21 protein-coding genes and 1 pseudogene are annotated in these 26,127 nt (G+C 73.0%); 10 read left to right on the forward strand and 12 right to left on the reverse strand.

The window, feature by feature from the left end:
* Positions 1 to 26 precede the first annotated feature (26 nt).
* Positions 27 to 1,781: an NAD+ synthase gene (locus CP982_RS13110; RefSeq protein WP_150510685.1), complete on the forward strand. Its 1,755-nt coding sequence runs from the start codon at positions 27 to 29 to the stop codon at positions 1,779 to 1,781.
* Between the two features lie 551 nt (positions 1,782 to 2,332).
* Here the strand turns inward: CP982_RS13110 and CP982_RS13115 are convergent.
* The 4 genes and pseudogenes from CP982_RS13115 to CP982_RS13130 all read right to left on the reverse strand — a co-directional run bounded on the left by CP982_RS13115 (position 2,333) and on the right by CP982_RS13130 (position 7,320).
* Entirely contained in the window at positions 2,333 to 3,550 is a 1,218-nt protein-coding gene (locus tag CP982_RS13115; RefSeq protein WP_150510686.1) for an MFS transporter, read from the reverse strand.
* Positions 3,551 to 3,704: 154 nt separating this feature from the next.
* On the reverse strand, positions 3,705 to 4,727 hold the full coding sequence (locus CP982_RS13120; RefSeq protein WP_150510687.1) for an endonuclease/exonuclease/phosphatase family protein: 1,023 nt from the start codon (positions 4,725 to 4,727) through the stop codon (positions 3,705 to 3,707).
* A gap of 241 nt (positions 4,728 to 4,968) precedes the next feature.
* Positions 4,969 to 5,519 (reverse strand): annotated as a pseudogene (locus tag CP982_RS13125) (TetR/AcrR family transcriptional regulator).
* A 196-nt stretch (positions 5,520 to 5,715) separates the two neighbouring features.
* Entirely contained in the window at positions 5,716 to 7,320 is a 1,605-nt protein-coding gene (locus CP982_RS13130; RefSeq protein WP_150510688.1) for a DHA2 family efflux MFS transporter permease subunit, read from the reverse strand.
* A gap of 220 nt (positions 7,321 to 7,540) precedes the next feature.
* Here CP982_RS13130 and panB point away from each other — a divergent pair, with 220 nt between their 5' ends.
* The 3 genes from panB to CP982_RS13145 all read left to right on the forward strand — a co-directional run bounded on the left by panB (position 7,541) and on the right by CP982_RS13145 (position 10,501).
* Positions 7,541 to 8,422 (forward strand): 3-methyl-2-oxobutanoate hydroxymethyltransferase, encoded by an 882-nt coding sequence (gene panB, locus CP982_RS13135; protein WP_150510689.1) that lies wholly within the window; start codon positions 7,541 to 7,543, stop codon positions 8,420 to 8,422.
* A 190-nt stretch (positions 8,423 to 8,612) separates the two neighbouring features.
* Positions 8,613 to 9,650 carry an ATP-binding cassette domain-containing protein gene (locus CP982_RS13140; protein ID WP_150510690.1) on the forward strand — a complete coding sequence of 346 codons (1,038 nt, stop codon included), beginning with the start codon at positions 8,613 to 8,615 and terminating at the stop codon, positions 9,648 to 9,650.
* Entirely contained in the window at positions 9,647 to 10,501 is an 855-nt protein-coding gene (locus CP982_RS13145) for an ABC transporter permease (protein ID WP_150510691.1), read from the forward strand. Before CP982_RS13140 ends, CP982_RS13145 begins: the two co-directional genes overlap by 4 nt.
* Positions 10,502 to 10,529: 28 nt before the next feature.
* Here CP982_RS13145 and CP982_RS13150 read toward each other — a convergent pair whose 3' ends face one another.
* Positions 10,530 to 13,844 carry an ATP-binding protein gene (locus CP982_RS13150; RefSeq protein ID WP_150510692.1) on the reverse strand — a complete coding sequence of 1,105 codons (3,315 nt, stop codon included), beginning with the start codon at positions 13,842 to 13,844 and terminating at the stop codon, positions 10,530 to 10,532.
* Between the two features lie 201 nt (positions 13,845 to 14,045).
* Between CP982_RS13150 and CP982_RS13155 the strand changes: the two genes are divergently transcribed.
* Complete coding sequence (locus tag CP982_RS13155) at positions 14,046 to 14,840, forward strand: site-2 protease family protein (RefSeq protein WP_150510693.1); 795 nt, start codon at positions 14,046 to 14,048, stop codon at positions 14,838 to 14,840.
* On the opposite strand, the gene CP982_RS13160 is transcribed toward CP982_RS13155, so the two are convergent.
* From CP982_RS13160 to CP982_RS13170, 3 genes are read right to left on the reverse strand one after another with little or no spacing between them, the layout of a single operon-like run.
* Positions 14,830 to 15,090 (reverse strand): hypothetical protein, encoded by a 261-nt coding sequence (locus CP982_RS13160; protein ID WP_150510694.1) that lies wholly within the window; start codon positions 15,088 to 15,090, stop codon positions 14,830 to 14,832. The genes CP982_RS13155 and CP982_RS13160 overlap by 11 nt on opposite strands.
* Before the next feature lie 24 nt (positions 15,091 to 15,114).
* Complete coding sequence (npdG, locus tag CP982_RS13165) at positions 15,115 to 15,819, reverse strand: NADPH-dependent F420 reductase (RefSeq protein WP_150510695.1); 705 nt, start codon at positions 15,817 to 15,819, stop codon at positions 15,115 to 15,117.
* A gap of 36 nt (positions 15,820 to 15,855) precedes the next feature.
* Entirely contained in the window at positions 15,856 to 16,941 is a 1,086-nt protein-coding gene (locus tag CP982_RS13170) for a sialidase family protein (protein ID WP_150510696.1), read from the reverse strand.
* An 80-nt stretch (positions 16,942 to 17,021) separates the two neighbouring features.
* On the opposite strand from CP982_RS13170, the gene CP982_RS13175 reads away from it, so the two are divergent.
* Complete coding sequence (locus CP982_RS13175) at positions 17,022 to 17,633, forward strand: hypothetical protein (protein WP_150510697.1); 612 nt, start codon at positions 17,022 to 17,024, stop codon at positions 17,631 to 17,633.
* Between the two features lie 86 nt (positions 17,634 to 17,719).
* Entirely contained in the window at positions 17,720 to 18,976 is a 1,257-nt protein-coding gene (locus CP982_RS13180; protein ID WP_184925038.1) for an MFS transporter, read from the forward strand.
* Positions 18,977 to 18,998: 22 nt separating this feature from the next.
* Here CP982_RS13180 and CP982_RS13185 read toward each other — a convergent pair whose 3' ends face one another.
* On the reverse strand, positions 18,999 to 19,229 hold the full coding sequence (locus CP982_RS13185) for a hypothetical protein (RefSeq protein WP_150510699.1): 231 nt from the start codon (positions 19,227 to 19,229) through the stop codon (positions 18,999 to 19,001).
* 68 nt (positions 19,230 to 19,297) lie between these two features.
* On the opposite strand from CP982_RS13185, the gene map reads away from it, so the two are divergent.
* Together map and CP982_RS13195 are read left to right on the forward strand one after the other, a co-directional pair.
* Entirely contained in the window at positions 19,298 to 20,155 is an 858-nt protein-coding gene (gene map / locus CP982_RS13190) for a type I methionyl aminopeptidase (protein ID WP_150510700.1), read from the forward strand.
* A 147-nt stretch (positions 20,156 to 20,302) separates the two neighbouring features.
* Complete coding sequence (locus tag CP982_RS13195) at positions 20,303 to 20,989, forward strand: biliverdin-producing heme oxygenase (protein ID WP_150510701.1); 687 nt, start codon at positions 20,303 to 20,305, stop codon at positions 20,987 to 20,989.
* Positions 20,990 to 21,007: 18 nt separating this feature from the next.
* Here the strand turns inward: CP982_RS13195 and CP982_RS13200 are convergent, their stop codons facing one another.
* The 3 genes from CP982_RS13200 to CP982_RS13210 form a co-directional block, all read right to left on the reverse strand.
* Entirely contained in the window at positions 21,008 to 21,673 is a 666-nt protein-coding gene (locus CP982_RS13200) for a PhzF family phenazine biosynthesis protein (RefSeq protein ID WP_150515455.1), read from the reverse strand.
* A 161-nt stretch (positions 21,674 to 21,834) separates the two neighbouring features.
* Complete coding sequence (locus tag CP982_RS13205; protein WP_150510702.1) at positions 21,835 to 23,355, reverse strand: HtaA domain-containing protein; 1,521 nt, start codon at positions 23,353 to 23,355, stop codon at positions 21,835 to 21,837.
* Between the two features lie 55 nt (positions 23,356 to 23,410).
* The gene (locus tag CP982_RS13210) at positions 23,411 to 24,925 is read right to left on the reverse strand and encodes an HtaA domain-containing protein (protein ID WP_150510703.1); all 1,515 of its coding nucleotides are present in this window, start codon (positions 24,923 to 24,925) and stop codon (positions 23,411 to 23,413) included.
* A 158-nt stretch (positions 24,926 to 25,083) separates the two neighbouring features.
* Between CP982_RS13210 and CP982_RS13215 the strand changes: the two genes are divergently transcribed.
* A complete protein-coding gene (locus tag CP982_RS13215; protein WP_150510704.1) occupies positions 25,084 to 26,070 on the forward strand; it encodes a heme/hemin ABC transporter substrate-binding protein in 987 nt (328 codons plus the stop codon).
* The last annotated feature ends 57 nt before the right edge of the window (positions 26,071 to 26,127 follow it).

The following is a 26,127-nucleotide window of genomic DNA, read 5'->3' on the forward strand; positions in this document are numbered from 1 at the left end:
GTCGGGTTGACGATTACACTGGGGCCGTGCCTCAACTACGCCTTGCGCTGAATCAGATCGACTCCACCGTCGGCGACCTCACCAAGAACGCGGACGCGGTCCTCCGCTGGACCCGGCACTCCGCCGAACAGGGCGCGCACCTCGTCGCGTTCCCGGAGATGGCACTCACCGGATATCCGGTGGAGGACCTCGCCCTGCGTTCCTCCTTCGTGGAGGCGTCCCGTCAGGCCCTGCGCGCGCTCGCGGTCCGCATCCGCGACGAGGGCTTCGGCGAACTGCCCGTCGTCGTCGGCTATCTGGACCGCAGCGACGAGGCCAAGCCGCGCTACGGCCAGCCCGCGGGGGCTCCGCGCAACGCGGCGGCGGTGCTGCACCGCGGCGAGGTGGCGCTCACCTTCTCCAAGCACCACCTGCCCAACTACGGCGTCTTCGACGAGTTCCGCTACTTCGTCCCGGGCGAGACGCTCCCGGTCGTCCGCGTCCACGGCGTCGACGTGGCGCTCGCGATCTGCGAGGACCTGTGGCAGGACGGCGGCCGCGTCCCGGCGGCCCGCACGGCCGGGGCCGGACTCCTGCTGTCCATCAACGCGTCCCCGTACGAGCAGAACAAGGACGACCAGCGGCTCGAACTGGTCCGCAAGCGGGCCCAGGAGGCGGGCTGCACCACCGCGTACCTCGCGATGACGGGCGGTCAGGACGAGCTGGTCTTCGACGGCGACTCGATCGTCGTCGACAAGGACGGCGAGGCCGTCGCGCGGGCCCCGCAGTTCGCCGAGGGCTGCGTGGTCCTCGACCTGGAGCTCCCCGCGGCCGCCGAGCAACCGCCGTCGGGCGTCGTCGACGACGGCCTGCGCATCGAGCACGTCACCCTCTCCGCCGAGCCGCTCGCGCCGTACGAGGCCGAGCACACCGGCACGTACACGGAGCGCCTCGACGACGACGAGGAGGTCTACTCGGCCCTCGTCGTCGGCCTGCGCGCCTACGTCCACAAGAACGACTTCCGCTCCGTGCTCATCGGGCTCTCCGGAGGCATCGACTCGGCGCTCACGGCCGCGATCGCCTGTGACGCGCTCGGCGCGGAGAACGTGTACGGGGTCGCGATGCCGTCCCGGTACTCCTCCGAGCACTCGCTCGCCGACGCCGAGGAGCTGGCGCGGCGCACCGGCCTCCACCTCCGCACCGTGCCGATCGCGCCGATGTTCGACGCGTACATGGAGTCCCTCGGGCTCACCGGGCTCGCCGAGGAGAACCTCCAGTCGCGGCTGCGCGGCACGATGCTGATGGCGATCTCCAACCAAGAGGGCCACATCGTGCTCGCGCCGGGCAACAAGTCCGAGCTCGCGGTGGGGTACTCGACGCTGTACGGCGACTCCGTCGGCGCGTACGGGCCCATCAAGGACGTCTACAAGACCTCGGTCTTCCGGCTCGCCGAGTGGCGCAACCGGGCCGCCGCCGAGCGCGGCGGGACCCCGCCGATCCCCGAGAACTCCATCAGCAAGCCGCCCAGCGCGGAGCTGCGCCCCGACCAGGTGGACACGGACTCGCTGCCGGACTATCCCGTCCTCGACGCGATCCTCGAACGGTACGTCGACCGGGACGAGGGCGCCGACGCGGTCGCCGCGGCGGGCTTCGACGCGGAGCTCGTGGTGCGGACGCTGCGGATGGTGGACACCGCCGAGTACAAGCGGCGGCAGTATCCGCCCGGGACCAAGATCTCGCCGAAGGGGTTCGGGAAGGACCGGCGGCTGCCGATCACCAGCGCGTGGCGCGAACGCCTCTAGCCTCCGGCGGGCCGCCGCTCTCCCCCCACCGCTACCGCGGCGGGGTCCCCGGCCTGGCCTTGGGGGGGGCTGGGGTCCGGTGCTTCGCGCTGCCTGCGGGTGGGCGGTGCCGCCGCTACCGCGGCGGTCTCTCCCACCCACCCGCCCGAAACTCCCCGGCCTTGCGAGGCCGGACCCCGACGCTCCGCGCTGCCGCGAGGTGGGCGGCGCCGCCGCTACCGCGGCGGTGGTTTCCCACCCACCCGCCCGAAACTCCCTGGCTTCGTCGGCTGAGCTTCGGCGCGCGGCGCTCCGGGTGCCGTCGCCGGGTGGGGGCGGGTGGGCGGGACTGCCCCGGCGGGACGCAGCCGGGCCCCGACGCGGAGCGCTGCGGCTGCCGATGACGGGTGGGGGCGGGTGGGCGGGACCGCCCCGGCGGTACACGGCCGGGCCTCGGCGTCCGGTGGGGGTGGGTGGGCAGGGCTGCCCCGTGGCGCACGGCCAAGGTGGGGCCGGGGCCAGTCGCGTAGCGCGGTTTCGCCGGGGGCCCGGGGGGGCGCCCGGCACCGCTGCTAGTGGTGGGTCCGCTCTCGGGTGGGCTCGGGGGTGGGGGTGATGACCCGGGCCGGGGAGGTCGCCGGGGCGCGGCGGAGGTCTTCGGCGTAGGCGATCGCGGCGACGCCGAGGCCGAGGACGGCGAGGGCCGCGCCGGCCAGGGCGGGGGACGTGACGCCGAAGCCCGCCGCGAGGGCGAGGCCGCCGATCCAGGCGCCACCGGCGTTGGCGAGGTTGAAGGCGGCCTGGTTGGCGGAGGAGGCGAGCGAGGGCGCCGCGGCCGCCTTCTCCATGACCATCAGCTGGAGGGGCGAGCCGGTCGTGAAGGCGGCCATGCCGAGGAGGGTGACGCCGACGGCGGCGCTCCACTCGGCCTTCATGAAGAGCGGGAAGAGGAGGAGCACGAGGGCCAGGGAGGCCAGGCCGCCGAAGAGGGTGCCGCGCAGGGCGTGGTCGGCGAGCCGCCCGCCGAGCAGGTTGCCCGCGGTGGCGCCGACGCCGAAGAGCGCCAGCAGCAGCGTCACACTGGCCTCGGCGAACCCCGCGGAGTCGGTGAGCATCGGCGTGACGTAGCTGTACGCGGCGAAGAGCGCCCCGAAGCCCGCGACCGTCGTACCGAGCGCGAGCCACACGGGCAGCGAGCCGAGGGCCCGCAGCTCGCCGCGCAGGCCCACGCTCTGGCCGTGCCCGTGGTCGGCGGGGACGAGCAGGGCGAGCGCGGCGATGGCGGCGAGCCCGATCGCGCTCACGGCGAGGAAGGTGGCGCGCCAGCCGAGCTGCTGCCCCATGAGCGTGGCGACGGGCACGCCGACGACGTTGGCGACGGTGAGCCCGAGGAACATCAGGGACACCGACCGCGCCTTGCGCTCGGGCGCGACGAGCCCGGTGGCGACGACCGCGCCGACGCCGAAGAACGCCCCGTGCGGCAGACCGCTGAGGAAGCGGGCGGCGAGGAGCAGGTGGTAGTCCGAGGCCGCGGCCGAGAGCGCGTTGCCGACGACGAAGAGGACCATGAGGCCGATCAGGACGCGGCGCCGGGGCAGCCGCGCGGTGACGGCGGCGAGCAGCGGGGCGCCGATGACGACGCCGAGCGCGTACGCGGACACGAGGTGTCCGGCGGTGGGTATGGATATGTGCAGGTCGTCGGCGACGTTGGGCAGCAGGCCCATCATCACGAACTCGGTCGTGCCGATGCCGAAGGCGCCCACGGCGAGGGCGAGCAGGGCCAGGGGCATGGAGACGTACTACCTTCCGGACAGCCCCGTACGGGAGACAGCCCGTACGAGGGCAGGGAGCGATCAGGGGAATCGTTAAGTTTACGTACGGAACAAAGGAGCCCGCACCCAGTATTCCGCCCGAGCGTTCCGCGAGGTTACGGGCGCGTGACCGTCAGAGGTCGACGCTCGCCGCCACCGGCAGGTGGTCGCTGTCCGTCCTCGGCAGCGTCCAGGACGACACCGGCTCGACGCCCTTGACCATGATCTGGTCGATGCGGGCCATCGGGAACGACGCGGGCCAGCTGAAGCCGAAGCCGTCACCCGCGGCGCCCTGCGTGGAGCGCATCTGGGAGGTGACGGCGTTCAGGGCGCGGTCGTTCATCGTGCCGTTCAGGTCGCCGAGCAGGACGACCTTGCCGATCTTCTCGTGGGCGATGGCCTCGCCGAGCGCGTCGGCGCTGTCGTCGCGCTGCCCGGCGGTGAAGCCCGCGTCGAGCTTGACCCGCACCGACGGCAGGTGGGCGACGTAGAACGCGACCTCGCCCTTCGGCGTCGTCACGGTCGTCCGCATGGCGCGGGTCCAGCCCAGCTTGATGTCGACGGGCTTGGTGCCGGTCAGCGGGTACTTGCTCCACAGCCCGACGGTGCCCTGCACCGAGTGGTACTTATACGTGCCCGCCAGGGCCTTCTCGTACGTGGGCACGGCGGCGGACGTGAGCTCCTCCAGGGCGATGACGTCCGCTCCGGAGGCGGCGACGTCGCGGGCGGTCGCGGCCGGGTCGGGGTTGTCCGCGTTGACGTTGTGCGTGGCCACGGTGAGGTCGCCGCCGCTGCCCGACTTGTCGGTGACGAGCCCGCCGAAGGCGTCCAGCCAGACGATCACCGGGAGCAGCAGGGCGATCAGGGCCGTCGCGGACTTGCGGACGACGGCGATGACGAGCAGCACCGGCACGAAGAGGCCGAGCCAGGGCAGGAACGTCTCGGTGAGGCTGCCGAGGTTGCCGACGCCGTTCGGGATCTGGGCGTGCACGAGCATCACCAGACCGATCACGACCGCGAATCCGGCCGTGACGAGACCGCGCCGCCAGATGCCGCGGTCGCCCCGCCAACCGTCGACGAAACGCCGCAGCGGGGAGCCCTGGCGCTCGGGCCGCGAGCTGCCGCTGTCCGTCTCCGCCTTGTACGCCTGCGCCATACTCTCGTCGCCTCACTGACTGCCGTGCACACCGTCCCCCGCCCCTGAACCCTAGGCGATGATCGGGTGTCGTCCCTGCCGTCCGCGGACGGCCGTACGGACCCGAGGACGAGCGGGGGCGCACGACAGGTTCCGCATGCGCCCCCAGGGTCCACACTCTGTGACGAAACGCGCATATTGCCCGCGAGTTCGGGGCCACTTGGGGGGCGCCACGCTAACATCCCGCACCCCTGTCAGGGGCTCACTCGGAGGGCCGCAGTCCGCCGAGGACCAAGTCGACCACGCGCTCCGACAGGCCCTCGTCGAGGGGGGCGTCGGAGCGCATGACGGTACGTACCAGCATGGGTCCGACGAACAGCTCGTGGGCGAGCGCGATGTCGACGTCCGCGCGCAGCTCGCCGTTCTCCTGCCCCCGGCGCAGGACGTCCTGGGCGCGGCGGCGCTGCGGCTCGATCACCGTCGAGTGGTACGCGTCCCAGAGCTTGGGCAGGGTCTTCATTTGCGCGAACACGTTGTGCAGGATCGCCGACGCGCGCAGGTTCAGACCGCGGCGGCGGATCTGTTCGAGGAGGACGACGAGGTCGTCGCGCATGGAGGTGCCGGGCAGGACGGCGGGCGGGGCCTCCAGGGTGCGCAGGACGTCGACGAAGATCTCCTCCTTGCCGCTCCAGCGGCGGTAGATGGTGGCCTTGCCGACGCCCGCGGTGCGGGCGATGCGCTCGACGGACAGCTCGGCGAGGGGGTGCCCTCCTCGATGAGCCGGATGACGCCGTCGAGGATCGACCGCTCCACGGCCTCGCTGCGGGGGCGGCCGCGGGTGGCTCGCGCGGTGGGGCTCTGCTCCACGGTGTCGACTCCTCTGCGGTTGAGCGGCTGGCCCATTTTCCCCTGGCCCGGCGGTCCGGCGCGCCCCCTCCCAGCCGGGGCTGTGCCCACCCGCCCCGTACCGCTGTACCGCTGTCGCCGGGGCAGCGCTCCGCGCGGTGCGCTAGCGGCCCGCGGGGGCCGGCTCCCGGTCCAGGGGTTCGGCAGGGGCGGACGCGGCGGCGGCCGGGGGCTTGCCCGGCAGGAACAGGGCCACGACCAGGACGCCCACCAGGGCGACCCCCGCACCGCACAGGGCGGTGACGTGCATCGCGTGCAGGAAGGAGTCGTTGGCGGCGGAGACCAGGCCGTCGCCGCGCGGCCCGAGCCGCGCCGCCGCGCCGAGCGTCGCCTCGATGGACTCGCCCGCCGTGTGCCGCATCCCCTCCGGCAGGAGCCGCATCTCGTCCTCCACGCCGCCCCGGTACGCCGTGGACAGGACGGACCCGAGCACCGCGATGCCGAGCGCGCCGCCGACCTGGCGGAAGGTGTTGCTGAGCGCGGACGCGGAGCCCGCCTTCTCGCGCGGCAGGGCCTGCATGATGACGACGCTGGTGGGCGTCATGATGTGCGCCATCCCGGTGCCCATGAGGAAGAAGACGACCTCCAGGACCCAGATCGGCGTGTCCGAGTCGAAGATCGTGAAGGCGGCGAGGGTCACGGCGATGACGGAGAGCCCGCCCACGCAGGTGGCGCGCACCCCGAACCGGTCGACGACGAGCCGCGCCCGCGGCGCGAAGATCAGCTGCGCGGCGGCGAGCGGCAGCATCAGCAGTCCGGTCTGCAGCGGCGTGTAGCCGCGCACGCTCTGCGTGTAGAAGACCGAGAAGAACGTGACGCCCATCAGCGCGAAGAAGACGAGCGCGATCGCGGTGATCGCCGCCGAGAAGACCCGGTTCTTGAAGTACGAGATGTCGATGGACGGGTGCTCCGCGCGCTTCTCGTACCAGACGAAGCCGACGAGCACCGCGAGCCCGGCGAGGACGGTCGCGAGCACGGCCGGGTCGGTGAAGTCGGCCAGCTGGCCGCCCTTGATGATGCCGTAGACGAGCAGCACCAGGCCGATGACGGACAGGGCCACGCCGACCAGGTCGATCCGGCCGGGCTTGGGGTCCTTGGAGTCCGGTACGAGGACGACCATCAGGATCACCGCGACGATCACGATCGGCACGTTGATGAGGAAGACCGAGCCCCACCAGAAGTGGTCGAGCAGGACTCCGCCGGTGATGGGGCCGATGGCGACGGCGAGGCCGACGCCGGCCGCCCAGATGCCGATGGCCTTGGGCTGCTCCTCGCGCTCGAAGACGTTCATGAGGATCGCGAGCGTGGCGGGCATGACGAAGGCGGCGCCGAGTCCCATCACCCCGCGGAAGGCGATGAGCTCGCCGGGCGAGCCGGACTGCGCGGCGAGCGCGGAGCCGATGCCGAACACCGCGAGCCCGGCGAGCAGCATCCGCTTGCGGCCGAAGCGGTCGCCGAGCAGGCCCGCGGTGAAGAGCAGACCGGCGAAGACGAGCGTGTAGGAGTTGATGGCCCACTCCAGCTCGCCCTGGGTGGCGCCGAGTCCGGTGGGTTCGGGCGTGGAGATGGTCTTGATCGCGACGTTCAGGATGGAGTTGTCCAGGACGACGATCAGCAGGCTGAGCATCAGGACGCCGAGGATCGCCCAGCGGCGCCGGTGGACGGCCTCCGGTATCCGGGGGGTGCCGGGGACGGCAGGTGTGGTCATGCCGACGAGCCTAGACACTTTTCGATACGAGACCGTCTCGTATTGGAAAGGTTTTGCCAGGCCTTTCCCGGAAGAACACCGGGGAACACCCCCATCCGCCATACACCTCCAAAACGTCTGAAAAGAACCCCTCTAGCGCCCGGGCGGCACGCGATGCCACCATGGACGTGATCCGGGGACGCCGTCAGGGCGCCTCGAGACGACAGAAGGAGCCGTTGCGATGACGCAGCTTTCGGCTGCCCAGAGCCCTGCCCCGAAGGGGCAGAAGACCGACAGCAGCAAGACGCTGTACGGCGGCAAGGGCACACGCCGCATCACGGTCCGCGACATCACCGCCGCCAAGGAGCGCGGCGAGAAGTGGCCCATGCTCACCGCGTACGACGCGATGACCGCGTCCGTCTTCGACGAGGCCGGGATCCCGGTCATGCTCGTCGGCGACTCGGCGGGCAACTGCCACCTGGGGTACGAGACCACCGTGCCCGTCACCCTCGACGAGATCACCATGCTCTCGGCGGCCGTCGTACGGGGCACGAGCCGCGCCCTGGTCGTCGCCGACCTGCCGTTCGGCTCGTACCAGGAAGGGCCCGTCCAGGCCCTGCGGTCCGCCACGCGCCTGGTCAAGGAGGCGGGCGTCGGCGCGGTCAAGCTGGAGGGCGGCGAGCGCTCCCTGGCCCAGACCGAGCTGCTCGTGCAGTCCGGCATCCCGGTCATGTCCCATCTGGGCCTCACGCCGCAGTCCGTGCACACCATGGGCTACCGCGTCCAGGGCCGCAGCGAGGAGGCCGCGCACCAGCTGGTGCGCGACGCCAAGGCCGCCGAGGCCGCGGGCGCCTTCGCGGTGGTGCTCGAACTCGTACCGGCCGAGCTCGCCGCCGAGGTCACGCGCTCGCTGCACATCCCGACCGTCGGCATCGGCGCGGGCGCGGGCTGCGACGCCCAGGTCCTGGTGTGGACCGACATGCTGGGCCTCACCGGCGGCAGGATGCCGCGGTTCGTGAAGCAGTACGCCGATCTGCGCGGCGTGCTGGGCGACGCCGCGAAGGCGTTCGCCGAGGACGTCGTCGGCGGCGCGTTCCCGGCCGCGGAGCACTCCGTCCACTAGGCGCCCGGCACGGGACCCTCGGCACGGCGTGCCGGAGCGGAGCGTCTCGTTCAAGCCACTGCGGCACCAGCGGCAGCCCGTCGATCGTCCCCCGTCGGCGGGCTGCCGCTCCCCCTTGGAGGCGCCGCTGTCGTTCGCCTGTAGGAAATCTGTCGGCACGTTGTCGGTGGCGGCTGCTCTCATGTAAGGCATGACACGCATCGAGAACACCCCCCAACGGGGAGCGAGCGGCGAAGCGAGTGCCGTCTCGGTACGGGGGCTGGTCAAGCACTACGGCGAGACCAAGGCGCTGGACGGCGTCGACCTGGACGTCCGCGAGGGCACGGTCCTCGGCGTCCTGGGGCCGAACGGCGCCGGCAAGACCACGCTCGTACGCTGCCTCTCCACCCTGATCACCCCCGACTCCGGCAGCGCCGTCGTCGCGGGCTACGACGTGCTGCGCCAGCCGCGCCAGCTCCGCCGCGTCATCGGCCTCACCGGCCAGTACGCGTCGGTGGACGAGAAGCTCTCGGGCTACGACAACCTGTACATGATCGGGCGCCTGCTCGACCTGCCGCGCAAGGAGGCCCGCACCCGGGCCGACTCCCTCCTGGAGCGCTTCTCGCTCACGGAGGCCGCCAAGCGCCCGGCGCGGACGTACTCCGGCGGCATGCGCCGCCGTCTCGACCTCGCGGCGTCGATGATCGGCAGCCCGGCCGTGCTGTATCTGGACGAGCCCACCACGGGCCTCGACCCGCGCACGCGCAACGAGGTCTGGGACGAGGTCAGGCGCATGGTCCGCGAGGACGGCGTCACCGTGCTCCTGACCACCCAATACATGGAGGAGGCCGAGCAGCTCGCCAGCGAGCTCACGGTCATCGACCGCGGCCGGGTCGTCGCGGGCGGCAGCATCGGCGAGCTGAAGGCGAAGGTCGGCGGCCGCACCCTGCGGATCCGCCCGGCCGACCCGCTGCAGCTGCGCCCCACGGCCGCCGCGCTCGACGAGGCGGGCCTGACCGGCCTCGCCACCACGACCGTGGACAGCGAGAGCGGCACGGTCCTCGTGCCGATCCTCAGCGACGAACAGCTCACGGCGGTCGTCGGCGTGCTCAGCGCACGCGGCATCACGCTCGCCGACATAGCCACCGAACTGCCCAGCCTGGACGAGGTGTTCCTGTCCCTGACCGGCCACAAGGCCGGCATCCCGGAGGACGCCGCGGTCACCGAGTACGAGGAGGTCGCCGCATGAGCGCGACCGCAGTCAAGGCGCCCCCCGCGCCCCCGAGTCAGGCCGTCCCGCTCACGGACCAGGCCGACACCCGCATCGGCCTGCGCGCGCACGTGCGGCACACCGGCGCCCTGGTGCGCCGGAACCTGCTGTGGATCAAGCAGGACGTGGAGTCGATGTTCGACGCGGTCCTGATGCCGATCGTCTTCACGCTCCTGTTCGTGTACGTCTTCGGCGGCTCCGTCGGCCAGGCGCTCGGCGGCGGCCGCGAGGAGTACATCCAGTACGTGATCCCCGGCCTGATGGCCATGATGGGGATGAACATGGCCATGGGTGTGGGCACCGGCTTCAACCAGGACTTCCAGACCGGTGTGATGGACCGCTTCCGGTCGCTGCCGATCGGGCGCTCCTCGGTCATGATCGCCAAGATCGTGGTCGAGCTCATGCGCATGCTCGTCGCCACCACGATCCTGTTCGTCGTCGCCCTGTGCATCGGCTTCTCGGTGGAGAGCGTCCCCGGCCTGCTGGCGGCCGTCGGCCTCGCCATGGTGTTCGGGATCGGGCTGATGTGGATCTTCCTCACCATGGGCGTGGTCATGAAGAGCGCCCAGGCCATTCAGGGAATGGGATTCCTGGTGCTGCTGCCGCTGCAGTTCGGCTCGTCGATCTTCGCGCCGACCGACTCGATGCCCGGCTGGCTCCAGGCCTTCACGGACTACAACCCGCTGTCGTCCCTCGCGGACGCCGCGCGCGGCCTGATGAACGGCGGCCTGCCGGTGGCCCACGACATCTGGGTGACGCTGATCTGGTCGGTGGGCCTGACGGCGGTCATGGCCCCGATCGCGATCCACAAGTTCCGTACGAAGACGTGACGTCAGCGGCGCGCGCCCGGCAGGGGCGTCACAGCCCCGCCGCGGCGACGGCCTCCTCCCAGCTGAGGCCGGAGCCCTCGGCGTACGCGGCGGCATAGGCCGCGTCGCCGAGGGCCGCGCGGGCCGCCGCCTCCGCGGCCTCGCGGATCTCCCGCTCGAAGACGGTCCGCACATGGCCGGCCGGAAGGCGTCTGTCGGCCACCCCGATCAGACGCGCGGCGGCAGCGGCGCGCCCCGGGTCGCTGCCGGCCAGGGCGCGGGCCACCGTCCCCAGATGGACGGCGAGCAGCTGCGGGGCCACGATCAGCGACAGCGGGTCGGCGGCCTTCTCCAGGATCGCGCGGGCGCCCGCGAGCACGCCCTCGTGGTCGCCCTCGATGGTGTCGAGCCAGGCGCTGACGGCGAGCACCGTGCCGTCGAAGACGGCGAAGCCGATGGCCTTGAACTCCGTGCGCAGCAGCGCCAGTTGCTCCCGCGCCTCGCGGATCCTGCCGTTCATGCCGAGCAGTCCGACGAGGAAGATGCGGGCGGCGGGCAGCGCCCCGTCCAGACGGCCCGCGCCGTTGTCCACGACGCTCCGCAGCAGCCGCTCGCCGCGCTCGGGCTCGCCCAGCTCCACGTGGACCGCGCCGAGCCGGGCCGTCAGGAGCGACACCTGGGCCTTGGCGCCCAGCTCCTCCGCGTACGCCATGGCGGCCGCGAAGTCCTCGGCCGCGCGCGGGAAGGCGCCGCGCCGCTCGTGGGCCTCGGCGCGCGAGGCCAGCGCCTCGGCCATGCCCCAGGTGTCGCCGAGCCGGGTGAAGATCTCCAGGGCCTCGTCGGCGTCACGCCACGCGTCGCCCGCCCAGTCGACGCGGTTGGCCAGCAGGTTGGCGCGCCACTGCAGGGCTCCGGCCAGCTCCCAGGTGTAGCCGAAGTCGCGGCACGCGGCGACGGTCCTGTCGACGATCTCCCGGACCCGGGCGACGTCCCCGCTCAGCAGGACGGCGTAGAACCACAGGCTTCCCGGATTCCGGCAGGTCTGCGGCAGGCCCGGCCGGTAGGCCCCGCGGATGGCGCGCAGCTTCTCCTCGGCCCGCGGGGTCTGCCAGGCGTCGGGGTCCATGTCCATGCAGGACATCTGCATCAGGTGCACGCCGCGCCGGGCCTCCTGGAGCACCTCGGGCCGCATCGGCGGCGGGGTGTCCGTGCAGCGCCCGTGCAGCGGCTCCGCCGGGGCGACCGGCGGCGCGAACGGGTCGGGCCCGAGCGCCGCCACCTCGCGCGTCCAGTGCCGGACCTCGGTGCGCAGGTCCCGCATCAGCCAGAACCACGACAGGGCGTGCACCAGGCACAGCGCCTCGTGCTCGTCGCGGGCGGCGACGGCGCGGCGCAGCGCGGTGCGCAGGTTCTCGTACTCGTTCTCCAGGACCGACATGGCCGCGCGCTGCCCGTGGCCCCGCAGTTCGGGGTCGGTGTGCCGGGCCAGCTCCCGGAAGTACGTGAGGTGCGCGCGCTCGGTGGCGGCCCGCTCCCCCGACTCGTCGAGCCGCTCGGCGGCGTACTCGTAGACGGTCTCCAGGAGCCGGAAGCGCATCCCGCCGCCCGCCGCCGAAGGGGCGGCCACGACCAGGGACTTGTCGACGAGGGAGCCGAGCAGGTCGGGCACGTCGCGCGGGTCGACTTCGACGTCCGCGGCCCCGGGGGCGGCGCACACCGCCTCGGCGGCGGCGAGGTCGCAGCCGCCCGCGCACACCGCGAGGCGGCGCAGGACGGCCCGCTCGGGCTCGTCGAGGAGGTCCCAGGACCAGTCGACGACGGCGCGCAGGGTCTGCTGGCGCGGCAGCACGGTGCGGGCACCGCTCGTCAGGAGCCGGAAGCGGTCGTCGAGGCGGTCGGCGATCTGGCGCGGGGTGAGCATCCGCAGGCGGGCCGCGGCCAGTTCGATGGCCAGCGGGAGCCCGTCGAGCCGCGCGCAGATCTCGGCGGCGGCCTCCGGGGCGTCCGTCACCCGGAAGCCCGGGCGCGCGGCCTGCCCCCGGTCGGCGAGCAGCCGCAGGGCGAAGGGCTCCGGCAGCGGGCCGACGGGGCGCAGCGCCTCGCCCGGCACGCCGAGGGGTTCGCGGCTGGTGGCGAGGACGGTCAGGCCCGGGCAGGCCGCGAGGAGCCGGTCCGCGAGGCGGGCGGCGGCGTCGACGACGTGCTCGCAGTTGTCGAGGATGAGCAGCATCCGGCGCGGCGCGCAGTACTCGGTGAGCCTGCGGACCGGGTCGTCGCCGAGCCGCTCCGCCGCCGCGCGCAGCTCCTCCGCGCCCGCGCCGCGCAGCACGGTCTGGCGGGCGCCGAGCGCGGTGAGCACGGCCTCCGGCACGCCCTCCGGGTCGTCCACGGGCGCGAGTTCGGCGAGCCACACGCCGTCCGGCGCGTCGATCTCCTCGGCGGCCTCCTGGGAGAGCCGGGTCTTCCCGGCCCCGCCGGGGCCGACCAGGGTGACGAGCCGGGCCCGGCTCAGGTCGTCCCGGATGGCGTCGATGTCGGCGGCGCGCCCGACGAAGGAGGTGAGCCGGGCACGCAGGTTGCCGGGGGCGGCCTTCGGCTCCCGGCCCGCGGGCTCCCGCGCGGCGGCGGTCCCGGCGTCGGCCGCGGCGGGGCGCAGCAGTTCCTCGTGCAGGGAGCGCAGTTCGGGCCCGGGGTCGGTGCCGAGGCGGTCCGCGAGGAGGCGGCGGACGTCGTCGTAGGCGGCGAGGGCCTCCGCGCCGCGGCCCGCGGCGCGCAGGGCGCGCAGGCGCAGCGCCTGGAGCGGCTCGTCCAGCGGATGCGTGTCGCACAGGGCGGTGATCTCCGGCAGGGCCCCTTCGGCCCGGCCGAGGGCGACGGCCGCCGCGAGGCGGGCGCGCCGGGCCTCCAGGCGCCGGGCCGTCCAGCGGGACGCCTCCGCGGTGTGGTCCGGCAGATCGGCGAAGGCGTCCCCGTGCCACAGCGCGAGCGCGTCGTCGAGGACGCCTGCCGCCTTGGCCGGGTCGCCGTCGGCGAGGGCGCGCGTGCCCTCGCCGACCAGGCGCTCGAAGCGGTGCGCGTCCACGTCGTCCGGCGCCGCCCGCAGTTGGTAGCCGCCGTCCACGGAGGCGACGGCCTCCGCGCCGAGCGCCCGGCGCAACCGGCCCACCAGGGCCTGCAGCGCGCCGGCCGCGTCGGCCGGGCCCTGACCGCCCCACACCTCCTCGACCAGGACGGCCACCGGGACGGTCCGCCCCGGCCGCAGCGCGAGCGCCGCGAGCAGGGCACGCAGTCGGGCACCACCGACGGCGGCGAGGGTGCCGTCGGGGCGCAGGGCCCGGGTGACGCCTAGAACGCGATATCGCACGCCCCCATTGTCGCCGTTGGCGCTCCGGGCCCGGGTCCGGGCTCCGGGCGGGCCCCGGGCGGGCCCCGTGGAACCACCCCGCCGTCGCCGGACGTTCACGTACTCCTGCTGTACGGTCGGGCACGCCGCGCCAGGCCGCACGCCTGCCGCACGCCCGCTGTGGGCGTACGGCGACCGCACGAACCCCAGGAGCCCCGCACCATGACCGGCCACTCCCACGGCGACCGCCGGGTCAGCCCCGTCTTCCTCGGCATCGCGGCCGTCACCGCGGTGAGCGGCTGGGCGGCCTGGACCGGCTTCGCGGACAACCCCGGCTTCGCCGTCTTCCTGTTCGTGACGGCGGCCTGGGTGGTCTCCCTGTGCCTGCACGAGTACGCGCACGCGCGCACCGCCCTGCACGGCGGCGACATCTCCGTCGGGGCGAAGGGCTATCTGACCCTGAACCCGCTGAAGTACACGCACGCGCTGCTCAGCATCGTGCTGCCCGTCCTCTTCGTGATCATGGGCGGCATCGGCCTGCCCGGCGGCGCCGTGTTCATCGAGCGCGGGCGGATCCGGGGCCGCTGGCGGCACAGCCTGATCTCGGCGGCGGGCCCGCTGACGAACGTGCTGTTCGCGATCGTGTGCACGGCCCCGTTCTGGCTGGACGCGCTCGACGGCGTACCGGACACGTTCCGGTACGCCCTGGCGTTCCTCGCGCTGCTCCAGGTGACTGCGGCGATCCTGAACTTCCTGCCGATCCCCGGCCTGGACGGGTACGGCGTCATCGAGCCGTGGCTGTCGTACTCGGTGCGCCGCCAGGTGGAGCCGTTCGCGCCGTTCGGCCTGCTCGCGGTGTTCGGCATCCTGTGGATCCCGGAGGTCAACCACGCCTTCTTCGACGCGGTGGACGCGATCCTGCGCGGCCTCGGCGTCGAGGAGTGGGACACGTACTGGGGCCAGCGGCTCTACCGCTTCTGGCAGGGCACCCCGGACATCCCGGAGATCACTGGCTAGCGGCGGTGGCCCGCGCCGCGCGCTCCAGCTTGGCGCGCCGGTAGTAGTACCAGGTCATGTTGGACGACAGGCCCGCGAGCAACACCCACACGATGCCGAGGAAGCTGCCCTGGGCGAAGGAGACCACCGCGGCGGCGACGGCCAGGACGCAGACGAGGAGGGTGTAGAGCGCTAGGCGGGGCATGGGGTTCGGCTCCTGATCACAGCAACGCGGCATTCCGGACGGACGTACCGCACCAGTGTCCCCCATGCCCCGCCCGCACGGCCCCGGGGCCTAGACGTCGGTGAGCCGGAGCCCCGCGTGCGCCTTGTAGCGCCGGTTGACGGAGATCAGGTTGGCGACGAGCGACTCCACCTGGTGGGCGTTGCGCAAGCGCCCGGCGAAGACGCCCCGCATGCCGGGGATGCGGGCGGCGAGCGCCTGCACCTGGTCGGTGTCGGCGCGGCTCTCGCCGAGCACCATCACGTCGGTGTCGATCTCCTCGATCGACTCGTCCTGGAGCAGCACGGCCGACAGGTGGTGGAAGGCGGCCGTCACCCGGGATCCGGGGAGCAGCGCGGCGGCCTGCTCGGCGGCGCTGCCCTCCTCGGGCTTGAGGGCGTAGGCGCCCTTCTTGTCGAAGCCGAGCGGGTTCACGCAGTCGACGACGAGCTTGCCCGCGAGCGGCTCGCGCAGCGCTTCGAGGGTCTTGGCGTGGCCGTCCCACGGCACGGCGACGATCACGATGTCGCTGCGCCGCGCGCACTCGGCGTTGTCCGCGCCCTCGACGCCGAGGCCGAGGTCGGCGGCCGCGGCCTCGGCACGCTCGGCCGCGCGGGAGCCGATGATCACCTTCTGGCCCGCGCGGGCGAGGCGGTAGGCGAGGCCGCGCCCCTGGTCACCGGTGCCGCCGAGGACCCCGACGACGAGCCCGGACACGTCGGGCAGGTCCCAGGGGTCCTTGGCGGGCGCCTTCTGCACACTTTCCGTGGAAGTCATGGTCAGACCCTACGTCCGCGCGCGCGACGGCCGTGTTCAGGTGAGCCGGTCGAGCGGCACCCTGCGGAAGGTGATCGTCTCGTAGGCGCTGAAGTCCCCGGTCTCGTACAGGAGTCCGACGGTTCCGTCGTCGACGCGGACGAGGTCGGAGTACGCGGCGGGCAGCCCGTCGACGGTGTGCACCGGCTGCCAGGTGGTGCCGCAGTCGTCGCTCCGGTGGAGGGTCATCCGGGCGCGGAAGCCGGGCTCTGCGGGCCCGGAGAAGAGCAGCGCGTCGGGGTCGCGCACCTGGAGCACGCTGCACTCGACGACGGGTCCTGGCAGACAGGACTGCGGCCGGAACGGCTTGACGAGGCTGGTGCCGCCGTCGCGGGAGTGGGCGTCGGCGCGGTTGCCGGGGGCCGGGGAGTCGTTGCGGGTGTTGAAGTAGACGCGGCCGTCGGGGAGTTCGGCGGCGGTGGTCTCGTTGACGTTGATGTAGCCGTTGGTGTTGTCGTCGACGTAACCGATGCGCCAGGTCTGGCCGAGGTTGTCGCTCAGCAGACAGTGCCCGCCGTTGTACTTGCCCTCGGTGCCGATGTCCGTGCCGGTGGGCGGCAGCGAGTGGTTGGCGGGGACGACGATCCGGCCGCCGTCGAGCTGGATGGCGTGTCCCGGCGTGGTCGCGTACCAGCGCCAGTTCGCCCGCTTCACCTGCTTGGTGATCTCCCGGGGCGTCGACCAGGTGAGCCCGTCGTCGTCGCTGTGCTGCACCCAGACCCTGCGGCCGTCCGCGGCCGCCACCTGGCCGCGCCGGATCGCGTCCTCGGTCGCCGCGGCCGCGTTCCTGACCTGGACGAGCAGGACCCGCCCGGTGTCGAGGACCACGGGCGCCGGATTCCCCGCGAGGTCGGTGCCGTTGGCGCCGACGACCTGGAGCGGTCCCCAGGTGCGGCCGCCGTCGGTGGACCGTTTCAGTACGACGTCGATGTTCCCGAAGTCCTCCTGTGACCCCACGCGGCCCTCGCAGAAGGCCAGGACGGAGCCGTCGTGCGTGACGACGACCGCCGGGATGCGGAAGCTGGCGTACCCTTCGCGGCCCGCCCGGAACGGGACGGACACCTCAACTGTCTCCACTGCCATCCCCGCCCCTTCCCCATCTCGGGGGAATTCGGAGTGAACTCCGGCTGTACGAACGACTCGTTGAGGCAGTATGCGCCTCCATGGACGCGGTACGGGTCGCGCTGTTGCGCGAAGTTCTGAACGGCACCGAATGGCCGGGCGCCACGCGCCGCTTCGCCGGGGCGCTGCGCGCCAGCGTGGAGCCGCACGGCGGCGGCCTGCTCCTGGTGGGCACGCGCGAGTACGAGCCGTGGCACCTGGCCGCGCACCTCACCGACGAGGCCGCCTGGTCCGGCACGCCCGAGCTGACGCCCACGCTCGTGCGCCACCGGCCGCGGGCAGGGGCGCCCGCGCACCTGTCGGTGGGGCTCGGCCGCGTCGAGGCCGCCGGGCGCGGCGAGACGCTGCTCGTGGTGGCGCCCGGCACGCCCGCGCCGGGGCTGCTGTCCCGCGTCCACGACGCGCGGCGCGCGGGCGCGACGGTCTTCGCGCTCGGCGCGGACACCGGCCCCGCGGACGAGCTCGGGGCGCTCGCCCACGAGGCGCTCACCGTGCCGCGCGACGGCGACCTCGACCTGGACACGGTCCAGCACCTGGTGAGCGCGGCGACGGGCGAGAACAGCCTGCCCGCGCCGCGGGGGCGCCGCCGGGTGCGCGACCGCCTCTCGCGCCTCGCGGACCAGTTGACGGCGCCGCCGCCCACCCGGTGGTGACGGGGCCCCGGGAAGGGCGGCGGGCGTTCGGGAAATCGTTTGCGCGAGAATATCCGCGCCACTGAGCATGTCCCCTTGTGAAACGAATCGCCGCGATACTGCCCGACCTCTCCCCCTGGCGCTCGAGCCGGGACTTCCGGCTCCTCTGGGTCCAGGGCCTGGTCACCTACTTCGGCAGCTTCATGGCGCTGATCGCCCTGCCGCTCCAGATCAAGGACCTCACCGACTCGCCGCTCGCGGTCGGCGCGATGGGCGCGGTCGAGCTGCTCCCGCTGATCGTCTGCGGTCTGTACGGCGGGGCGCTCGCCGACGCGGTGGACCGGCGCAAGGTGATCCTCCTGACGGAGGCCGCGCTCGGCGTCCTCGCCCTCGTCCTGTTCGTCAACGCGCTGCTGCCGCAGCCGCTCCTGTGGCCCCTGTACGTGGTGGCGGCGGGGGTCTCCGGGCTCGCCGGGATCCAGCGCCCGGCGCTCGACTCGCTCCTCGCCCGGATCGTGCCGCACGACCAGCTCACGGCCGCCGCCGCGCTCAACTCGCTGCGGTGGAACGTCGGCGCGATCGCCGGGCCCGCCCTCGCGGGCGTCGTCGTGGCCTACGCCGGGCACGCCAGCGCGTACGCGGTCACGGTGGTCGGCTTCGCCGTCTCCGTGGCGCTGTGCACCCGGCTCTCGCCCGCGCCCGCCGCGCACGGCGCCCAGAAGCCGTCGCTGCGGGGGCTCGCGGAGGGGGCGCGGTACGCGTGGTCGCGCCCCGTGCTCCTCGGCACCTACGCCATCGACGGGGCGGCCATGGTCTTCGCCTTCCCCAACACGATCTTCCCGTTCCTCGCGGACGACCTGGACGCCGAGTGGTCGCTCGGCCTGATGTACGCGGCGGGGGCCGTCGGGTCGCTGCTGCTCAGCCTCACCAGTGGCTGGACGTCGCGGGTGCGGCGGCACGGGGTGCTCGTGGTGTGCGGGGCGGCCGGGTGGGGGCTCGCCATCACGGCGGCGGGGCTCCTGTCCGACGTCTGGCTCGTCCTGGTCGCCCTCGCCGTCGCCGGGGCGGGCGACATGCTCAGCGGGCTCGCCCGCAGCACCATCTGGAACCAGACGATCCCCGACGAGCTGCGGGGACGGCTCGCCGGGATCGAGGTCCTCTCCTACAGCGTCGGCCCGCAGCTCGGGCAGGTCCGGGCGGGGGCGGCGGCCGGGTGGTCGGGGACGCGGCCCGCCATCTGGTCCGGCGGGCTCGTCTGCGTGGGCGCGGTGGCCGCGCTGTGCGCGGTGCTGCCGTCGCTGCTCTCCTACGACTCGGCCACGGACAAGGACGCCACCCGCCGCCGCGAGTCCGCCACCGCTTAGCCCGAACGGCGGGGCCTCCCGCTCAGGGGCCGGGCTGGTCGGGGCCCTGGGCATCGTGCCAGCGAGGGTCCGTGTCCCATTCCAGGTTTCGCTCGGAGGCGGTCTGCATCGCGTGGGTGGCCTCCTCGCGGGAGGCGTAGGGGCCGAACCGGTCCTTGCCGGGGCAGTCCGGGCCCTCCTCGACCTTCTTGTGCTCCAGGCAGTAGTACCACTCCCCCGGTTTCCCGGCGGTCCGCTTCTTGAACAGCGCCATGACCAGCTCCCCTCTCTCCCGCTCTCTCCCGCCATGCTGCCCCATCCGCGCTCGTTAGACTCGCTGGCATGTCTGGCCAGTCACTGCTCGTACCAGGGGAGCTCTCTCCCACCCGTTCCGTGCCCGGGAACATCCGGCGCCCGGAGTACGTCGGCAAGCCCGCCCCGACGCCGTACACCGGGCCGGAGGTGCAGACCCCGGAGACCGTCGAGCTGATGCGCACGGCGGGCCGCATCGCCGCGCGCGCGATGGAGGAGGCCGCCAAGGCCATCGCTCCGGGCGTGACCACCGACGAGCTCGACCGCATCGCGCACGCGTACATGTGCGACCACGGCGCCTACCCCTCGACGCTCGGCTACCGCGGCTTCCCGAAGTCCCTGTGCGCGTCCGTCAACGAGGTCATCTGCCACGGCATCCCGGACTCCACCGTGCTGCGCGACGGCGACATCGTGAACCTCGACGTCACCGCGTACATCGGCGGCGTGCACGGCGACAACAACGCGACCTACCTGGTGGGCGACGTGGACGAGGAGTCGAGGCTCCTGGTCGAGCGCACCCGCGAGTCCCTCAACCGCGCCATCAAGGCCGTCAGGCCCGGCCGGCAGATCAACATCATCGGCCGCGTCATCGAGTCGTACGCGAAGCGCTTCGGGTACGGCGTGGTCCGCGACTTCACCGGCCACGGCATCAACACGTCGTTCCACTCCGGCCTGATCGTCCCGCACTACGACAGCCCGCACGCGACCACGGTCATCCAGCCCGGCATGACGTTCACGATCGAGCCGATGCTGACCCTCGGGACGCACGAGTACGACATGTGGGACGACGGCTGGACGGTCGTGACCAAGGACCGCAAGCGCACCGCGCAGTTCGAGCACACGCTGGTGGTGACGGACACCGGGGCGGAGATCCTGACCCTGCCGTAAATTTCCTCACCCTGCCGCAAGCCGGAGGGGCGCGTAACGTTTTTACCGACAGGGCGTCGGGAACCAGTTGACTTAGGTAAGCCTAACTTGGATGATCGGTGCTGGCCACACTGGTTTCCCGCCCTTCTCGGCATCCGGAGGTCCCGCATGGACTCGGCGATCCCTCAGCCCACCGCACCGCTCTCGTTCTCGACGCTCATCCGCACCGCGTCCCACGAACAGCACACGGAGGCGGAGACGTCGACGTTCATGAGCGACCTCCTGGGCGGCCGCCTGGGCGTGGACGCGTACGCGCGCTACACGGAACAGCTGTGGTTCGTCTACCGCGCCCTGGAGGACGGCGCCGAGGCCCTGCGCGAGGACCCCGTCGCCGGGCCGTTCATCAAGACCGAGCTGCTGCGCGTCGCCGAACTGGAGCGGGACCTCGCGCATCTGCGGGGCGCGGACTGGCGCGAGCGCGCCACCGCGCTGCCCGCGACGGCCGCCTACGCGGCACGGGTCGAGGAGTGCGCCCGGACGTGGCCGGGCGGATACGTCGCCCACCACTACACCCGCTACCTCGGCGACCTCTCCGGCGGGCAGATCATCCGGGGCCGGGCGGAGAAGGCGTGGGGGTTCGCCCGCAAGGGCGACGGCGTGCGGTTCTACGTCTTCGAGGGGATCTCCAACCCGGCCGCGTTCAAGCGCGGGTACCGCGAGCTGCTCGACCGGATCGAGGTCACCGTTCCCGACCAGCTCGAACGGCACCGGATCGTCGACGAGTGCAAGCGGGCGTTCGCCCTGAACACGGCCGTCTTCCAGGACCTCGCCACCGAGTTCCCGCACGCGGCGTGACCCGGGCCCCCGCCCGGGTCAGGGGCCCCAGGTGGCGTGCGAAGGCAGCGCCACGCGGCCGCCCACCTCGATGAGGTCCCCGGGGCCCGGCGCCGTGATGATCTGGGAGCCGCGCCCCTGCGTGATGTTGAGGGCGCGGCCCAGCCGATGGGTGAGGAGGAGGGCCGCCGCACCGGTGGCCTCGTCCTCACTGATGCCGTCGTTCCGCCCGGGGAAGCCCCGCGCCCGCACCCGCCCCGCGGCCTCGTCCTCCCAGGCCCAGGCGTAGATCCACTCCCCGGCGGGCGGCACCGCGAGCGCCTCCACCTCGGCCGCCGAACCGTACGCGCGCAGCGTCCGCGGCGGCGCCCACTCCGCCCGCGCCGCGATCCAGGTGAACTCCCCGTCCTGATGCGCCTCGACGACCCCCGCGGGGGTGACGAGCTCGGGCACGTCAAGCAGCCAGGCGGCGCCGAGGCAGGGATATCCGGCGAAGGGCAGGCGCGTGGTGGGCGTGTAGATGTCGATGTGCCCGCGCTCGGGGTCGTCGACGAACACCGTCTCGCTGAAGCCGAGCTTCCCGGCGAGCTCCTGTCGCGCCTCGCGCGCGGGCATGCGGCCGCCGTCCCTGACGACTCCGAGTTCGTTGCCGTACCGGCCGTCGGGTCCGCAGAAGACCCGCAGGACGTCGACTCCGGCGTGCACGTCGGCCCCGGCGGGCACGTCGGCCCCGCCGCCAGCGCCGGGTGTGCCCGGCCCCTGTTCTTCGGTCACTTGGGCATTCAAGCATCCGGCGCCGCACGTACGTGCGGCGCCGGACGAGGAGTTGGGGTCGTCACACCCCGGCCCGGGTCACGCCGGTGGCGTCACGCCCGCGCGCCGTGGCCGGGACCGCGCCGCCGTGCCGCGTACACGGCGCCCGCGCCGGCCGCGACCACCGCGCCCGCGATCCCGAGGAGCGCGCCCGACGGCGTCTCGGAGCCGGTCTCCGCGAGGGCCCCGGTGTCGCCGCCGACGGAACCGCCGCCACCCACGGACCCGGCGGGCCCGGTGTCACCGCCCATGCCGGACGCGCCGGAGCCGGCGGACCCCGTCGAGCCGGAGGAGCCGGAGGAGCCCGCGGCGGGCGGGATGCTCGCCCGCTTGGACAGGGTGAGCGCGACGGTCACCGGGTCGATCGGGTCGCCCGGCTTGTAGATGGAGCCCACCGCGCCGTTGGCGAACTGCCGCGCGCCCGCCGCCGTGAACTTCGCGGGGACCTTGTCGAGGAGCACCACGTCGTTCTTGGCGGCGTACGAGACGCGGGACAGGTCGAGCGTCGCGAACTTCACGTTGTCACGGGTGCGGCCCTGCGCCTTCACGTCGGCGTACAGCGTGCCCTTCTTCCCGCTCGCCTTGACCCTGAGGTCACTGAACGTCATGTCGATGCCGTGCGCCTGGTACCGGAACCGCACGCTGCCGCCGAAGGAGGCGTCCACCGTCTTGGCGCTCGCGCTCCACTTGGCCTTGGCGTAGGGGAAGTCATAGCCGCTCGCCTTCTTCTTGGCGCCGCCGGCCGTCGTCACCTTGCCGCCGGCGGAGATGTAGCGGCGGAAGCTCTCCTTCATGCCCCACGACATCTTGCCGCCGACGACCTTCTTCGGCTGGGTGGCGGTCGGGGTCGGCTTGGGCTCGGGCTTCGTGGGGGTCGACGGGGTCGGCTTGGGCGTGGTGCTCGGCGACGGCTTGGGGTCGGGGTCCGGGCCGGGAACGGGCGCGCCGGGCTTCACCGTGAGGGTGGCCGGGTCGAGCACCTCGCCCTTGCGGTACATGCCGTTGAAGGCCTCCGCGCCCTTGGCGGTCAGTTTCGCCGGGACGTCCTTGTACGTCACCGCGCCGCCCTCGCCGTGGCCCGGCCGGATGCCGTCGAGGTCGAGCGTGGCGAAGTCGATGTCGTTCTGCTTGGCCCCGTTGAGGGTGACGTCCGCCCGGATGGCGCCGGTCTTGCCCTTGGTGTGCACCTTCACGTCCGCGATGGTGATGTCGAAGCGGTGCACGGTGGAGGTGAAGCGGACGCCGCCCTTGAAGGCGGTCTTCAGGGCGTGGTTGCCCAGGTCGTACGTGCCTTTGGCGCCGCCGAAGGTGAACACGCCGTTGCGCGGGGCCTGCTGGGCGCCGCCGCTGGTGGTGATCTTGCCTGCGGCGCCGTTGACCACGTAGTTCCGGAAGGACTCCTTCAGACCCCAGTCCAGGGTGCCGTCCACGACGCTGTACACCGGCGGCGCCTGCGGGGACCCGGCGGCGGGCTCGTCGGCGGCGAACGCCGGCAGGGTGAGCGCGCTCGCGCCGAGCGCGGCGGCCGTCGCGACGGCGGCCGCACGGACTATGGGGCGGCGGGGGGCAGCCATGGTCAGTGTGCTCCTTGGGTGGAGGAAGGGGAGGGGAAAGAGAGGACGGGGTGGTTCAGGGGGTGCCGGCGGAGTCGTCGGCGGTGCCGTCCGCGCGGGCGGCGCGCCGCTTGCGGGTGAGGCCGAAGGCGACCGCTGCCGCGACGAGCAGGGCGGCGACGGCGCCGACGGTGATCGGCAGGGCGGCGGAGGAATCCGACATGTCGTCGGCGGACCCGGCGGCCTTCCCGGTCTTCGGCCCGGCGGCGTCCGCGGACTTCGCCGCCTTGGGCGCCGCGGCCGAGCCGAGATCGGGGAGCGCGGGCAGCTCCGCCTTCTCGTCGACGGCGACGGCCAGCGAGACGGGGTCCATCGCGGTGCCCGCCTTGTACATGGAGCCGAACGCCTTGGCCCCGTCGGCGGTGAGCTTCGCGGGCGCCTCGGTGACGGCGATGAGGCCGTCCCTGGGCTTGAGGTCCGCGAGGCCCGCGCCGGTGAAGGTGACGAGCGGCGCCTTCTTCTTGGTGAAGTCCCCGCTGTCGACGTCGGCGTAGAGCGTGCCCTTGCCGTCCTCGACGCCGACCGCGACCCGGCTCAGGCCGATGTCGAGCCCGTGCTTGCCGGTGAAGCGGACGGCACCGGTGAAGTCGGCGTCGAGGGTGCGCTTCTTCCCGTCGTACGAGCCCTCGCCGCGCGGGAAGCGGAACAGCGCGCCGCCGTCCTGGGCACCGGAGCTCAGGGACCACTTGCCCTTGGCGATGGATCCGGAGACGTACTCGCGGAAGGTGCGGCGCACGCCCCAGTCGACGGCGGCGTCCTCGATGCGCCCGGCGTCCTTCGCCTTCCGGTCCTTCGCGGCGCCCTTCCCGTCCTTCTTGCCGTCCTTCTTGCCTTCGGCCTTCTCGGCGGGCTTCTTCGGCTTGTCGGACGGCTTCGTGCCGGTGGCCGCGGCGAGGTCCGTCGAGAGGCTCACCGGGTCGAGCCGCGTGCCCGCCGTGTAGTACCCGGCGAAGGCCTTCGCGCCCTGCGCGGTGAGCGTGGCGGGGATGTTGGTGAGGGCGATCGGGCCCGAGCCGCCCTTCATGTCGATGCCCGACAGGTTCAGCGACGCGAGCGGCACCTGTGCGGTCGAGGTGACATTGCCGGTGCCCTTGGCCTTGCTGACCATGTCGGCGTAGAGCGTGCCGGAGCCGCCGGAGACCTTGACGGTGGGGCGGCTGATCGTCAGGTCGAGCTGGTACGAGGAGCCCTTCTTGTGGCCGGTGAAGTGCACCCCGCCGGAGAACCCGGCGCTGAAGGCGCCGCTCGCCGGATCGTAGGCCCCCGTGGCGGAGTGGAAGCGGAACTGGCTGCCGCCGACGGTGGCGGCGCCGCCCTTGAGGTTCCAACTGCCGTGCGCGATGGGCCCGGTGACATAGCTCTGGAAGGAGGACTTGATGCCCCAGTCGAGCCTGCCGCCGCGCACGGTGCGCTCCTCGGCGTGGGCGGCGGCGGCCGGGAGCAGCGCGGTGACGAGCCCGGCCAGGACGGCCGCGACGAGGGCGCGGGCGCCGTGGCCGCGGGGCGCTCGCGGCGGTCTGGACGACGGCATGGGACCCCTCCAAGACGAACGGTGACAAGCGGCGGCAAGCAAGCGGAGGCAAGCAGGGCCTAGATCGTTAGGTAAGGCTAACCTAAACTAAGATCTCGTCATCAGGGAACCACACGACAGGACGGTGGACTTCGGTGCGTAAGCCGCGCTCACTCCGGATGGCCGGCGCCTTGGCGGCCGTGCTCGCCCTCACCCTCGCCGGATGCGGATCCACGGGTGACGGCGGCTCAGCGGGCGGGAGCACGAAGGCGAAGGCCGCCCACGCCGACCGCGTGGAACCGCTCGAGGACGTGCCGGAGCCGAAGCTCCCGGTGACCGTCGACTCCGCCGACGGCAAGAAGGTCACGGTCGAGGACACAAGCCGCATCGTGCCGCTCAGCGGCAGCCTGAGCGAGATCGTGTTCACCCTCGGCCTCGGCAAGAGCGTCGTGGCGCGCGACATCACCGCCACCTTCGACCAGGCCGGGAAGCTGCCCGTGGTGACACGGGCCCACGACGTGTCGGCGGAGAGCGTGCTCTCCCTGAAGCCGACGGTCGTCCTCGCCGAGAGCACGACGGGTCCCGCGGAGGCCGTCGACCAGATCCGGGACGCGGGCATCCCGCTCGTCGTGCTCGACCCGGCCAAGGGCCTGGACGACGTCGGCCCGCGCATCAAGGCGGTCGCGAAGGCGCTCGGCGTGCCGAAGGCGGGCACGGCCCTCACCTCCCGCACGGAAGCGCGGCTCGACAAGGTGCGCGAGTCCGTTCCGGACAAGGGGAAGAAGCCGCGCGTGGCCTTCCTCTATCTGCGCGGCTCGGCCTCGGTCTATCTGCTCGGCGGCCGCGATTCGGGCGCTTCCTCGCTGCTTGAGGCGGCGGGCGCGGTCGACGCGGGCAAGGAGTCGGGCCTGAGGAAGGACTTCACGGCGATCACCAGCGAGGCCCTCGCGAAGGCCGCGCCGGACGCGATCCTGGTGATGTCCAAGGGACTCGCATCGGTCGGCGGCGTCGACGGCCTGGTGAAGATCCCCGGCGTCGCCGAGACCCCGGCGGGCATGGACCGTCGCGTCGTCTCCGTCGAGGACGGCGTGCTCCTCAACTACGGCCCGCGCACGGACCGGGTGCTCGCCTCCCTCGTGGACCAGCTGTACGGGGACGCCGAGTGACCCTCGTGACCAAGCCGTCCGCCGCGGCGCCCACGCGGGAGACGGCCACCGCCCGGC

The sequence above is a fragment of the Streptomyces spectabilis genome (genome assembly GCF_008704795.1).
GTDB classification, from domain to species: Bacteria; Actinomycetota; Actinomycetes; order Streptomycetales; family Streptomycetaceae; genus Streptomyces; species Streptomyces spectabilis.

Bases quoted from the DNA above. Each gene is read 5' to 3' on its own strand.
- CP982_RS13185 (WP_150510699.1), bottom strand. From the start codon at position 19,229: ATGGCGCTGTTCAAGAAGCGGACCGCCGGGAAACCGGGGGAGTGGTAC.
- CP982_RS13120 (WP_150510687.1), bottom strand. From the start codon at position 4,727: ATGGCGCAGGCGTACAAGGCGGAGACGGACAGCGGCAGCTCGCGGCCC.
- CP982_RS13145 (WP_150510691.1), top strand. From the start codon at position 9,647: ATGAGCGCGACCGCAGTCAAGGCGCCCCCCGCGCCCCCGAGTCAGGCC.
- CP982_RS13115 (WP_150510686.1), bottom strand. From the start codon at position 3,550: ATGCCCCTGGCCCTGCTCGCCCTCGCCGTGGGCGCCTTCGGCATCGGC.
- CP982_RS13215 (WP_150510704.1), top strand. From the start codon at position 25,084: ATGGCCGGCGCCTTGGCGGCCGTGCTCGCCCTCACCCTCGCCGGATGC.
- CP982_RS13170 (WP_150510696.1), bottom strand. From the start codon at position 16,941: ATGGCAGTGGAGACAGTTGAGGTGTCCGTCCCGTTCCGGGCGGGCCGC.
- map (WP_150510700.1), top strand. From the start codon at position 19,298: ATGTCTGGCCAGTCACTGCTCGTACCAGGGGAGCTCTCTCCCACCCGT.
- CP982_RS13160 (WP_150510694.1), bottom strand. From the start codon at position 15,090: ATGGGGGACACTGGTGCGGTACGTCCGTCCGGAATGCCGCGTTGCTGT.
- CP982_RS13210 (WP_150510703.1), bottom strand. From the start codon at position 24,925: ATGCCGTCGTCCAGACCGCCGCGAGCGCCCCGCGGCCACGGCGCCCGC.
- CP982_RS13130 (WP_150510688.1), bottom strand. From the start codon at position 7,320: ATGACCACACCTGCCGTCCCCGGCACCCCCCGGATACCGGAGGCCGTC.
- CP982_RS13205 (WP_150510702.1), bottom strand. From the start codon at position 23,355: ATGGCTGCCCCCCGCCGCCCCATAGTCCGTGCGGCCGCCGTCGCGACG.
- CP982_RS13140 (WP_150510690.1), top strand. From the start codon at position 8,613: ATGACACGCATCGAGAACACCCCCCAACGGGGAGCGAGCGGCGAAGCG.
- npdG (WP_150510695.1), bottom strand. From the start codon at position 15,819: ATGACTTCCACGGAAAGTGTGCAGAAGGCGCCCGCCAAGGACCCCTGG.
- CP982_RS13155 (WP_150510693.1), top strand. From the start codon at position 14,046: ATGACCGGCCACTCCCACGGCGACCGCCGGGTCAGCCCCGTCTTCCTC.
- CP982_RS13175 (WP_150510697.1), top strand. From the start codon at position 17,022: ATGGACGCGGTACGGGTCGCGCTGTTGCGCGAAGTTCTGAACGGCACC.
- panB (WP_150510689.1), top strand. From the start codon at position 7,541: ATGACGCAGCTTTCGGCTGCCCAGAGCCCTGCCCCGAAGGGGCAGAAG.
- CP982_RS13195 (WP_150510701.1), top strand. From the start codon at position 20,303: ATGGACTCGGCGATCCCTCAGCCCACCGCACCGCTCTCGTTCTCGACG.